Here is an 11,742-nt window from a genome sequence, read left to right on the forward strand (position 1 = left end):
TGATATGGAGGGAACATGTCATGATTAACCAGTATCCATACGTAACAGGAAAGATAGAGTCAGTACAACCGCGATTACCGGATCGTTCCAAGTGGAATGAGTCCTTTTACAGAAGATCAATGGAGCTACCAGATGAGCTGCTAATCGGTGCGATTGACAGCCATGTTCATGCGGGACCCGTTCTGAACTCCAATCCAGGACATATGGACCCTATCCAGGTTGCCCAGGAGGCCGCAGCTGCTGGTATGAAAAGCATCGTTTATTATGATGTATTTGGCTGGGCATCAGGCATGGCATGGATTGTTAACAGACATGTGCCGGGAATACATACCTATGGCGGCTATCTTATGAATTCCTGTCACGGTGGTATTAATCCCCGTTCTGTAAGGACAGCGCTGCATCTGGAGGAAGGCTGCCGTTTCATCAGCTTCGGATCACACTGCACCCGGTTCTCTGCTGAGCGGGAGTCCACACTGATTGATGGCAAGCTGGTTCCTTTTAAAGATGCCTTCCCTAAGTTTGCCGAAGAGGAGCTGCCTGTTGCGACATCCATACCTCTGGAAGGACCCATTTCAGAAGAGCTGCATGAAATATTATCAATGATTTCAGAGCGTCCTGAGGTCTATTTAAATACAGGGCATGTATCGGTGCCGGAAGCGCTTAGACTACTGGATCTGGCGGAAGAGTACGGAATCAGCAAAGTATTGATTGCCCATCCGGTGCGTGGACAGATGACGATCGAGCAGCAGAAGGCAGCTGCTGCAAGAGGTGCGTTTCTCGAAGCCTGCCTTGTGGACTGGCTGTATCCGGATGTACCTAGAACACATTATTATGTTGAAAAAGAATACATGGACATGGGAGCGGAGTTGGGGCGCTTCTCTAATGCCACTGCTTGGATGAAAACAATCAGAGAAGTAGGCATTGATCAGTTTGTGCTCGGAACAGACTATGGTATTCGTGCCGCTCCGACTCCGGTTCAAGGCATGCGCACGATGATTGCGACAATGCTCGATTACCAATTCTCCCCTGATGATATTTACCGGATGGTGGCAACTAACCCCGCGAAGCTGATAGGTATGGATGATTAGAAGGAGGTATGCTGCTGTGACAGACAATCGCTTCTCTGCTGTGCAATCGGATCTGATTGCAATACTGGAGGATATTCCTCCAGAGCGTATGCGGCTCTATGTCGACCGATATTTGGGAAAATTACAGGAGACCGTCATAGCTGATCCTGATCTGCTGTTAACACTCGAGACTTATGTTTCATGTCACGGTCAAATGAATGAGCTTTCTTCAAAATTATTCATTCACCGCAATACTGCCGCTTATCGGCTAATGAAGCTGGAACGGCTGCTGAATATGCAGCTAAAGTCCACGGACAGTCTGCTGCTGCTGCATCTGGTGTTTATGTTCCGCAGCATCTTAGATATCAGGGGGAAGGAAGCTAGTCTGCCTGAAGTGGATATGAACACAACTCCTTACAAGTTAACTCGAAAGGTATAAAAAAAGATTAGCCGAGGCTCAATTTGCTTGAGCCTCGTTTTTTGTTCCTTATTTCAGAAGGTATTGACATAGCCTTCAATGCAGTATATATATTAATAGACTTTATAAAGTTTATTTATAAAGTCTATTTTACAAATGGATAGCAGGTGATCGCTATAGAAAAAGCGAGTGCAAGTCTGATGAAACAAATGAACTTGAACATGATTCGGCGAGTGATGAAACAGATTGGAGCTGGAACGAAGCCGCAGCTTGCAAATAAGACAGGGCTAAGTGTAGTCACAATTAATTCTCTCGTGAAGCATTTGGTAGACAGCGGCGAGTTGTTTGAAGATAAGAACCAAGTGTCCAGCGGCGGCAGGCCTGCCCTTACTTATCGATTCAATTATAACTACAGTCTTGCACTAGTGCTTCATATGGTGGAGGAGCAGGGTGAAGATGTGATCAAGGCTAGTGTAGTGAATCTCAATGAAGACATATTGAAGCAGGAGAGATATGTTTATCAGGAGTTTAACCCAAGTATCGTATTCCAATGTATAGATCGGTTGCTGGAGCAATTTGAGTCAATCAAAGTCATCGGAGTCGGGATTCCGGGCCAATCTGTTGACGGAGTGATTACAGTTACAAGTCATAAGCTGCTGTATGGGGTACGATTGACGGAGCAGCTGGAATCAGCTTATGGATTACCTGTTATTGTTGAGAACGATGTCAATGCAGCTATAAGCGGGTATGCTTATCGGAAGCAAGTATCTGATGATCAGTGTATCGTCGGTATATACTTCCCGGAGAAATATCCGCCGGGTATGGGTACATATCTAAGTGGAAGAGTCATTAAGGGGAAGTACGGAATGGCCGGTGAGATTAAATATCTTCCTATCGATGTAGATTGGAGCAAACCGCTAGATGTGGGAGCCTTTAATGAAGCTGCGTGCCGCATCATGCAAAGTGTGAACGCCGTCTTGGCGCCCGATACCATCGTTATATATAAGGAGCAGATTGATGAAGAAGCGTTCCTGAACGAATGGAATAGCTATCTAATAAGTCATGCAATTCCGACTTGCCCTGAGCTTGTTTTGGAGCCGTCTGTGGCTCGTGATTATGCGGATGGATTAAAATGGCTGGCTTTGAACGAGTTAGAGCCCAAGTATACAGAACTTAGTTAATGAGAGCTAGGAGAGGGATGGAGAAATGGCAACTTGGTTTTTGATTATTATCTATTTAGCATTTATTAGTCTTGGGCTTCCGGATTCCATGCTGGGTGCAGTGTGGCCGGTCATGCAGCCTGATATTGGAGCCTCCTTTGAGTCGGCAGGGCTGCTGTCTATGATTGTTGCAGCAGGTACCATTGTATCAAGTCTCGCAAGCGGGAGGCTAATACAAGCTTTTGGAACAGGGAAGATTACTTTGTTCAGCTGTATACTGACCGCAGGAGCGCTGATTGGCTTCTCATTTGCACCTTCACTTGCATGGCTGATTATACTGGCAATTCCCCTTGGTCTAGGAGCAGGTGCAGTCGACTCTGCACTGAATCACTATGTAGCATCTAACTATAAAGCGCATCATATGAGCTGGCTGCATTGCTTCTGGGGAATAGGAGCAACCGGTGGACCTATTATTATGTCTTATTATATCGCCGAGCAGAATTCCTGGAGAGATGGGTATTTCGCCGTCTCCATGATTCAGTTCAGTCTTGTACTCTTGCTCTTCATCACACTTCCTTTGTGGAAAAAGGTGGCTCAGCTGCATCAATCAGATCAGCTGAAGGAACAAGCGAATGTCGAAGACATCACTCACTCGGCGCCCAGGGAGATGCTAAATTCCAAACCTCAGCACCCCCTTCGGATGACAGGTGTCAAGTACACACTGGTTGCCTTTTTATTCTACTGTGGGGTGGAGATGACTGTCGGTTTATGGGGAGCGAGTTATCTGGTAGGGGAGAGAAATGTATCGGCAGATACTGCCGCAGTATGGATTTCGCTCTATTACGGCGGAATTACCATCGGCCGTTTCATTACCGGATTTATTACATTGAAATTAAGCAATCGGGTGTTAATACTTGCAGGTCAGCTCATAGCGGTCCTTGGCGGTCTGTTCTTATTGCTGCCGCTGCCGGAGATCTTCCTTCTTGCGGGCTTCGTTCTCATTGGCCTCGGATTTGCTCCAATCTACCCTGGATTTATTCATGAGACGCCTGCAAGATTCGGCAAGGAGCATGCTGCGAAATTAATCGGCTATCAAATGGCTGTTGCTTATACAGGAACCACTTTCCTTCCGCCGTTATTCGGACTTCTCGCTACAAACTTCGGCATCAGCCTATTCCCGGCTGCCGTATTGCTGTTAACCGTTCTCATGTTAGTCAGTTCGGAACGAGTGAATCAATTATTGCGCAATAATCGCCGACAAAATTAGAGTTTACCTGGACTTGGATTTGCACGGTTGGATAGATGCCGTTCCAATCTCTGCATTCCATTGTCGATCCTTCGAGCGAGCAATGGAACCGATACGGAAGGGATCAATGCTAAGCTCCTTCTAGGAGTTTAGCATTTTCATCCTTTTTTAGGGATAGTATGCACAGTGAGAAGTAGATAAATCCATCCATTCTGGATTGAAGATGAATATCAAACAAGTAAATCTCTTAAGCTAAATAGACTTGTTCATCGTATTCAGAGGAGGTTATCGCAAGTGAAGGATTCAGTAAGGCAAGCTAAGCCGTGCGAATTATGCGGCAGGATTGTACCCGTAACGACCGAGCATCATCTAACCCCACGTGAATTAGGTGGAAGCTACAAGGGGACGGCGGATCTCTGTATTCCATGTCATAAGCAAATTCACCATCTATTTACGAACAGGGAGCTTGTTGTTCTGGGTTTGACTTCCATTGAAGCGCTGCAGGCTGACCCGAAGATCCGTTCTTATCTAAAATGGATATGCAAGCAGGCACCGACCACGATTCCAAAATCGATTAAATCAAACCATGTCCGCAACCGCGGGCGCTAGATTAATCGTCATATTTTCTATGAAAGATGGTGACATTCTCAGCAAACTTAGCAAAACTTTACGTTTAACGCAGCTTGCAAATCACGTGTAAATATGGTGATATGTAAGAGGGTACATATTGGAAAACAACCGTTTTAAGGTTATAATACTAACAGACTGACCAGTCAGTTTTTTGGAGGGGTTATCGATCGAAGTTAAACGCAGAAAAGATGTAGCTCAGATTAAAAAGGATATCGCACGAAATACAAAAGAACTCTTCGCTCAAAAGGGATACAATGCTACTTCGATGGAAGAGATCTGTACGGTTAACAATCGAAGCAAAGGCAGTATATATTATCACTTCAAAAGCAAAGAGGAGCTGTTCATGTTCTTGATCAAGCTGAATAATCAAGAGTGGATGGATTCTTGGCAGGAGAAGGAATCACAGTACGAAACTACCGTCGAAAAGTTATATGGTCTAGCGGACCACTATGTAGATGATTTGGCAAACCCGCTGAATCATGCCATTAATGAATTTGTTTCTGGTCAAGTCGTCAGTCAAGATGTGCTGGATGAAATGCTGTCACTTATACGTATCCCTTATGTAACCTATGAGCGTATCATCATTCAAGGAATTGAACGCGAGGAATTAAAGCCTAGTGACCCACAAGATCTAATGTATATTATTAATGGCTTATTTAACGGGTTAGGTACGCTATATTATGAAAAAGACTTATCAGAAATTCGCAGATTGTATAAACTAGGAATCGCAAACTTGCTGACGGGAATTCAAAGCACAAGTAAAACAATGAAGGACTGATATCTACTTATCAGTTTTTCTTTTATAAATTAGTAGACCGAATAGTCGGTTTAAAAAAGGAGATAGCTATGAATAATCTATTTAAGAACCGTGCTTTCCTTGTAATTACCTTTTCTGATCTGCTTCAAAATTTAGCGATCTGGATTAGAAATATGGCTATTCTTTACTTTATTATGGATCAAACCCAGGGGGATCCGATCGCTGTATCGCTTATTACTGTACTGGAATACGTTCCGATCTTTGTATTTTCCTTTATTGGAGGAGCACTTGCTGATCGCTGGAATCCCAAACGGACCATGATACTTGGAGATATTCTCAGTTCACTTTCGATTGTGCTTATACTCGCAGTAATGGCTTCAGGATATTGGCAGGCACTGTATGCTGCCACTTTTGTATCATCCATTGTCAGTCAATTTTCCCAGCCCTCCTCTGTTAAGATCGTTAAACGAAATGTTGAAGAGGAGCATGTCCAGTCGGCTATTGCGATCACACAGAGCTCTCAATCGTTATTTCTTATCCTCGGCCCCATCGTAGGTACGTTCATATATACTACACTCGGAATTCAAGCTTCCATGTATTCCCTGATCGTTCTGTTTATATCTTCGGCTCTCATATTAACGCTTCTGCCCAAAGACGAACCGATTTCCGCTGCGCGATCCTCACTCATTAGTGAGATGAAGGAAGGGTGGAAATACGTCCTGGGGTCCAGCTCTTTAAAGTTCCTGACTCTCTTATTTATTATTCTGGGGTTATCTTCGGGTCTGATCAGTCCTTTAGAAATCTTTCTGATTACAGAGCGACTCGGTCTTGAACAAACTTCAGTTCAGTATCTAACGGGTGCATCTGGCTTAGGGCTGCTCATCGGTGGAGGCATTGCGGCCGCATTAAGCAGCAAGCTGGATCAAAATCGTACGCTTGTTCTAGGAGTTGTTCTTCTGGCGATCACAACACTTGGAGAGGTATTATCAGGTTGGCTGTGGCTCACCCTGGTCATTAGCTTTTTTAGCTCTCTATGTCTTGCTTTTGTAAATGTAATTATCTCGACATTTCTCGTTACCAAAATTGATGAACAAATGATTGGACGCATAAATGGAACTATAACCCCTATGTTCATGGGTGCAATGTTGGTCGGGTCCTCCTTAGCAGGCGTAGTCATGAGCAATACTTCGTTGTTGACGGCTTACATCCTATCTGTTCTTGTGCTTACTGTTGGATTAATTCCAGGAATCAAGATTAAATTTGACAGCAGCAAAGATAACGTAGAAGCACCCAACCCAGCAGATCAAGAGCTTAGCCGGGCTTTGGAATAGAGGGGGCAGCTATGAAAAGGATCCACTTGTTCTGTTTTCCTTATGCCGGAGGATCATCCATGATGTACTTTCGCTGGAGGAACCAACTGAAGGAGACCATATTTTTATTAACAAGCATTATGAGGTTATTGCCGAGCAGATAAAGAGGGTACTACTATAAAAGAATTGCTGGAGAAAAAAATGGATCAGATGAAACATATAGCGAGCTGCCGATGAAACGGCAGCTTTGTTTTGTTTGCGGAGAGGTTTTAGCTAAGATGAACAATCTGAATATAGGTTATATAACTCTTCCTATGACCTAACATATATATTACACTTCGTGTTAATTAAAATAATGATCGGCATAGAGTTAGGCGAGTTTTCTTTTGATCTAATTTTGTTAATCCCAGACGCATATGTGCTTTTTCACAAAAATATCGACACTTATTATTCAAAATGATAAATATATGTAAGATTAATTGACGTTAATTGGCCATTCATCTAATATCAAATCATATTCAGAGAGGTAAGGGGAGAAGAAAATGGGGAGTCAGACAGTGGAACTCAATCATGTTGTATTTTTGAAGCGCTGTGTAGAAGTATCACGTTTGGCCAGAGAGAGTGGGAATACACCGTTTGGCGCGCTGCTCGTAGATAAAGAAGGTAATATCCTGCTGGAGCAGGGAAATGTCGAGATTACGGAGCATCGCTGTACGGGTCACGCTGAAACTGCGTTGATGGAAAAAGCATCCCATACATATGACCCTGCATTTTTATGGGAATGTACCTTGTATACGACAGCAGAGCCTTGCGCCATGTGCGCAGGAGCGATGTATTGGGGAAATATCGGGCGGGTCGTATACGGCATCTCCGAGAAGGAACTGCTGGTGCTGACAGGCAATGATCCCCAGAATCCGACTTTTGACATGCCTTGCCGTGAGATCTTTGCCAAAGGACAAAAAGAAATTGAAGTGATCGGGCCGTTCCCGGAGCTGGCAAATGAGATCGTCGCTGTTCATGAAGGTTACTGGAGCCCCGACGAATAGCTGTCAAATATAGCAGAACATCACTCAAAAAATATCAGTATATCTAAAAAAGATGAGCGGAGTGTGAAGGGTAATGTGGAAGAAACCGGTAAAGTGGAGTAATAATAGAACAAAGATAAGCGGAGTGCTTCTGGCTGTATCGTTAGCTTTAACCGCATGCGGCGGCGGAGACACGGGATCGGATACCACGAGTGCCTCGGGCGAATCAAGCGAAGTAACTCCAGTTAAGGTCGTGCTTAATTGGTTCGCTAAGTCGGAACATGGCGGGTTCTATGCAGCCGAAGAGAACGGGATTTATGAAGGGAAGAATCTCGACGTAACGATTGAGCCGGGAGGTCCTCAGGTCTCGTCCATTCAGATCGTTGCTTCCGGTAAAGCGGAATTCGGAGTAGCCCATGCGGATCAGATTCTGCTTGCTCGTGAAGAAGGCATTCCAATCGTCGCCTTGGCGACGACTTTTCAGATCAGCCCGCAGGCTCTCATGTTTCATGAAGAGTCCGGTATTGAAGATTTTGACGATCTGAACGGTCGAACTGTATTTATTCAGCAAGGGCAGCCTTACTGGGAATTCTTGAAGCATAAGTACAGTCTGGATACGGTTAAGGAAGTCGCTTATACAGGTCAGCATGGTAACTTTATTGAGGACCCTCAGTCTGCTAGCCAGTCCTTCGTTAATGGTGAACCGTATGTTGTGGAGAAGCAAGGCATTCAGGTAGGAACGAAGCTCATTGCTGATTCCGGATATGAACCATATGCTGCCGTAGTATACACCACTGAGAAATATTTAGAGGAGAACCCGGAGACAGTCAAAGCGTTCATTAACGGTACGGTAGAAGGCTGGTACAATTATAAAGAGAATTATGAACAGATAAATAAAAAGATTCTTGAAATTAATACCAACCTGGCAGAAGATGAGATTGCCTTTGGAGAAGAACAACAAAGAGAATTTGTATTTGGCTACGAGGCGGAAGCGAACGGCATGGGCTATATGACCGAGGCTCGATGGAATGAGCTTAAGGATCAGCTGCTGGAGATCGGCTTGCTGACCAAAGATTTAGATGTTAGTGAAGTGTTCACGACAGAATATTTACCTGCCAAATAAGTGGATGCTGGATTATTAGCATGATAAGATTTCATTAGGCTATAATTCGATAGACAAAGGCACAGAGTACATTCATTATTGAATGAGGCTCTTTGCCTTTTTTTATTGAGCTGCGAATTCGATTCAAATGAAATTCATGACATAAAATTGAGGTGCATGACAGCCTCGGGATGAATACTTAATCCGATTATTTCATTATAGAGGAGTAGAGAATCTCAATGGGTGTATCTATCATTTTGTTTATACTTGCCGGACTTGCCGAAATTGGCGGAGGATATCTAGTGTGGCTGTGGCTCAGAGAAGGAAGACATTATTTCTATGGAATTGCAGGAAGCTTAATTCTTGTACTCTATGGCATCATTCCTACGCTGCAGCAATTTCCCACATTTGGAAGAGTGTATGCAGCATATGGAGGCGTCTTCGTCATTATGGCAATATTGTGGGGCTGGGGAGTCGATAAGAAAACACCGGACTTCTACGATTGGCTTGGCTCCTTCATTTGTCTTGCGGGGGTTGCAATTATTCTATGGGGACCAAGAAACGGTTAACTCTTCACTTGTATAAAGGGAATATTCATTCAAAATTCATCCATTTCATTATAAAATAAGGGATGATTTGGTAGATTTATGCTTCCTATTCTATTATGATAAGACTCAAATGGGAGAAAGGATGTGGAAGCATAGTGGAACGTGAATTGGCGCTTGAGATAGTCAGAGTAACAGAACTAGCTGCATTGGCATCAGCTCCTTGGATGGGCAGGGGGGATAAGAATAGTGCGGATGAGGCCGCCACTCTGGCGATGCGCGCCATGTTTGACTCTGTATCCATTAAGGGAACGGTAGTCATTGGTGAAGGGGAAATGGATGAGGCTCCAATGCTGTATATCGGTGAAGAAGTAGGCAATAGTGAGGGGCCGGAAGTGGATGTTGCTGTGGACCCGCTGGAAGGAACCGAGATTGTAGCCAAGGGACTTAATAATGCGTTATCCGTTATCGCTGTTGCAGGCAAAGGGAATCTGCTTCATGCTCCAGATATGTACATGGAGAAGCTCGCGGTCGGACCAGCGCTGGTTGGTAAAGTCAGCATTGAGGATCCGATCGATGTTACCCTGCGCAAGGCGGCCACTGAGTTAAACAAGAACATCTCTGATCTAACCGTTATGATTCTAGACCGCGATCGCCACGAGAGCATCATTAAGACGCTGCGCAAAGTAGGCGTTCGAATCAAGTTTCTGAGTGATGGAGATGTGGCTGGAGCGATGGCGCCGGCATTCCCGGAAGCGGGGATTGATATTTATGTCGGTTCAGGAGGGGCGCCGGAAGGAGTGCTTGCTGCTGCAGCGCTGTCTTGCCTCGGAGGAGAGATCCAGGGCAGATTAATGCCTGCGAATGCTGATGAATATCAGCGCTGCTTGAAGATGGGAATTACGGAGCCTTATCGAGTTCTGACAATGGAGGATATGATTGGCAAGGACGATGTTATTTTTGCAGCCACGGGAGTCACTCCAGGTGAAATTCTCGGCGGAGTCAGATACCTGGCAGATGACAGAGCCGAGACGCAGTCGATTGTCATGAGAGCCAAGACCCGAACCATCCGCTACATAAGAACACAGCATTTTCTTCCGGGCAAAGAGGTACTGCATAAAGTCAGACAAGCCCAGTCCTCAGAATCTGCGCCTGGCAGCACGCTGAAGAAGCAGCCCAAAGCGAGTAAAACGGAAAATGCTGCGGGCTCCGTAAAAGAAGCAATGAATCAAGGCTGATGTAAACGGAGTATAAACCGTTATCCATATATATACGCTCATGAACTTATAACACCTGATCATGAATAAAGAATTTATTCAGGGTCTGGTAGAGATCATGGGCGTATTATTTTTGTAAAATATGTTTCAAATCAATTGACAATCGGACCTCTCCATGAGAAAATGTACGCGCGTACATTAGATAAGGAAATGAGTGGATCTATTATTGCAACACGAAGAGAAGTTGCTGATTTAGCGGGTGTATCTGAGGCTACGGTTTCCCGAGTACTGAATGGCGTGGGTCCTATTAAAGAAGAGACGCGGATCAGAGTTCTGGATGCTGCCAACCAGCTTGGTTATGTGCCCAGTAATCTCGCGCGCAGCTTTGCCCGCCGCAAGAGCGGGAATATTGGCGTAGTTCTGCCTTATATTCCGAAGGCAAGACTGTTCTCAAGCTACTATTTCTCTGAAATACTCAGTGGCATGGGAAATACGGTGCGGGAGCAAGGCTACGATCTTCTGGTTCTGTTTCGCAGTGGAGAGGAAACACCGGAGTATGAATCATTTTTCCGGATGCAGAAGGTAGATGCTCTTGTTGTGCTCGGTGCAAAGGATGAGCCGGGAGAACGGGAAGCCCTTCGAAAGCTGCGGGAGTCAGGGCATCCCTTTATTGTGGTCAATCAGCATTTTGACGGGGAGAATTTCCCGGAAGTGGATGTAGATCATGAGGAAGGAAGCCGAATGGCTGTTGAGCACTTAATTGATCAAGGTCATCGCAGAATTGCATTTCTAAACGGACCACTCACGTATTCAAACAGTCTGGATCGTTTCAAGGGTTATGAGAAAGCGCTTCAGCAGAGGGGTCTTGAACGGGATGACAGACTTCTATTTGAAGGGAATTTTGGCAGACGAAGCGGCTATGCCATAGGTGATGAAATTGCGAAAAGGATTGAAGAGGTCGATGCCGTCTTTGTTGCAAATGATCGGATGGCTGTCGGTCTGCTTCAGAGGCTGAGGGAATTACTCCCGGATCAGCATCGTTTCCCCGCGATTGTCGGTTACGATGATTCGGATTCTGCGGACATTTGTGTACCTCCGCTCAGCAGTGTTAGAGTTCCCTTTTATGAGATGGGGGAGCTGGCCGCACGATTGATGCTGACGGCATGTGAAGGTCCATCCAATGGGTCCGAGGTACTTAAGGAGCATCCCAGATATTTGTTACAAGCTGAACTGATCGTTCGAGATTCATCCAAATAACGTACAGG

Annotated in this window: 12 protein-coding genes; all 12 read left to right on the forward strand. The window is 45.0% G+C overall.

The window, feature by feature from the left end; all coding sequences use genetic code 11:
* Positions 1–20: 20 nt before the first annotated feature.
* The 12 genes from BLW49_RS08995 to BLW49_RS09050 all read left to right on the forward strand — a co-directional run bounded on the left by BLW49_RS08995 (position 21) and on the right by BLW49_RS09050 (position 11,734).
* Positions 21–1,088 carry a DUF6282 family protein gene (locus tag BLW49_RS08995; protein WP_090724165.1) on the forward strand — a complete coding sequence of 356 codons (1,068 nt, stop codon included), beginning with the start codon at positions 21–23 and terminating at the stop codon, positions 1,086–1,088.
* Between the two features lie 16 nt (positions 1,089–1,104).
* The gene (locus tag BLW49_RS09000) at positions 1,105–1,506 is read left to right on the forward strand and encodes a PucR family transcriptional regulator (protein WP_076312679.1); all 402 of its coding nucleotides are present in this window, start codon (positions 1,105–1,107) and stop codon (positions 1,504–1,506) included.
* A gap of 179 nt (positions 1,507–1,685) precedes the next feature.
* The gene (locus tag BLW49_RS09005; protein WP_256209673.1) at positions 1,686–2,666 is read left to right on the forward strand and encodes an ROK family protein; all 981 of its coding nucleotides are present in this window, start codon (positions 1,686–1,688) and stop codon (positions 2,664–2,666) included.
* A 25-nt stretch (positions 2,667–2,691) separates the two neighbouring features.
* Entirely contained in the window at positions 2,692–3,912 is a 1,221-nt protein-coding gene (locus BLW49_RS09010) for an MFS transporter (RefSeq protein ID WP_090724167.1), read from the forward strand.
* 273 nt (positions 3,913–4,185) lie between these two features.
* A complete protein-coding gene (locus BLW49_RS09015) occupies positions 4,186–4,500 on the forward strand; it encodes a restriction endonuclease (RefSeq protein ID WP_076312677.1) in 315 nt (104 codons plus the stop codon).
* Between the two features lie 187 nt (positions 4,501–4,687).
* A complete protein-coding gene (locus BLW49_RS09020; RefSeq protein ID WP_256209708.1) occupies positions 4,688–5,299 on the forward strand; it encodes a TetR/AcrR family transcriptional regulator in 612 nt (203 codons plus the stop codon).
* Between the two features lie 68 nt (positions 5,300–5,367).
* Positions 5,368–6,609: an MFS transporter gene (locus BLW49_RS09025; RefSeq protein ID WP_090724168.1), complete on the forward strand. Its 1,242-nt coding sequence runs from the start codon at positions 5,368–5,370 to the stop codon at positions 6,607–6,609.
* Between the two features lie 521 nt (positions 6,610–7,130).
* Complete coding sequence (locus tag BLW49_RS09030) at positions 7,131–7,634, forward strand: nucleoside deaminase (protein ID WP_076312675.1); 504 nt, start codon at positions 7,131–7,133, stop codon at positions 7,632–7,634.
* 73 nt (positions 7,635–7,707) lie between these two features.
* A complete protein-coding gene (locus BLW49_RS09035; protein WP_090724170.1) occupies positions 7,708–8,736 on the forward strand; it encodes an ABC transporter substrate-binding protein in 1,029 nt (342 codons plus the stop codon).
* A 218-nt stretch (positions 8,737–8,954) separates the two neighbouring features.
* Positions 8,955–9,284, forward strand: coding sequence for a YnfA family protein (locus tag BLW49_RS09040; RefSeq protein ID WP_081872244.1), 330 nt, complete (start codon positions 8,955–8,957; stop codon positions 9,282–9,284).
* A 134-nt stretch (positions 9,285–9,418) separates the two neighbouring features.
* Positions 9,419–10,498, forward strand: coding sequence for a class II fructose-bisphosphatase (gene glpX, locus BLW49_RS09045; protein ID WP_076312672.1), 1,080 nt, complete (start codon positions 9,419–9,421; stop codon positions 10,496–10,498).
* A gap of 162 nt (positions 10,499–10,660) precedes the next feature.
* Positions 10,661–11,734 carry a LacI family DNA-binding transcriptional regulator gene (locus tag BLW49_RS09050; RefSeq protein ID WP_256209674.1) on the forward strand — a complete coding sequence of 358 codons (1,074 nt, stop codon included), beginning with the start codon at positions 10,661–10,663 and terminating at the stop codon, positions 11,732–11,734.
* Positions 11,735–11,742: the final 8 nt, after the last annotated feature.

This window comes from Paenibacillus sp. PDC88 (assembly GCF_900106725.1).
Classification (GTDB): domain Bacteria; phylum Bacillota; class Bacilli; order Paenibacillales; family Paenibacillaceae; genus Paenibacillus; species Paenibacillus shunpengii.